The sequence below is a fragment of the Vibrio marinisediminis genome (genome assembly GCF_014050145.1).
In the GTDB taxonomy this organism is placed as follows: domain Bacteria; phylum Pseudomonadota; class Gammaproteobacteria; order Enterobacterales; family Vibrionaceae; genus Vibrio; species Vibrio marinisediminis.
On record NZ_JACFYF010000121.1, the window covers coordinates 1 to 319 of the forward strand.

At 33.2% G+C, this 319-nt stretch carries 1 protein-coding gene; it reads left to right on the top strand.

Going from position 1 to position 319, the window contains the following annotated elements; genetic code table 11:
• Positions 1–319, top strand: a 319-nt coding sequence (locus H2O73_RS23620; protein ID WP_220457710.1) for a leucine--tRNA ligase family protein, incomplete at both ends; no start/stop codon positions are given.

The following is a 319-nucleotide window of genomic DNA, read 5'->3' on the forward strand; positions in this document are numbered from 1 at the left end:
TGAGCAATATGCGATACAAACTGGTCAGCATCCTGCAGTAACCACAGCAGAAAATATTAAAACATATAGGAGACAGCTAGATAAGATTGGTTTTTCTTTTGATTGGTCTAGAGAAGTGCGTACCTCTGATCCTAGTTATTATAAATGGACACAGTGGATTTTTATTCAATTGTTTAATTCTTGGTATAATAAAGATACTGACAAAGCGGAAGATATTTCTAGTTTAATTGCAATATTTGAAAAAGAAGGAAATATAAATGTAAATGCAGAGGCTGATGACGATGTTGAACAATTTTCTGCTGAACAGTGGAATGCTTTT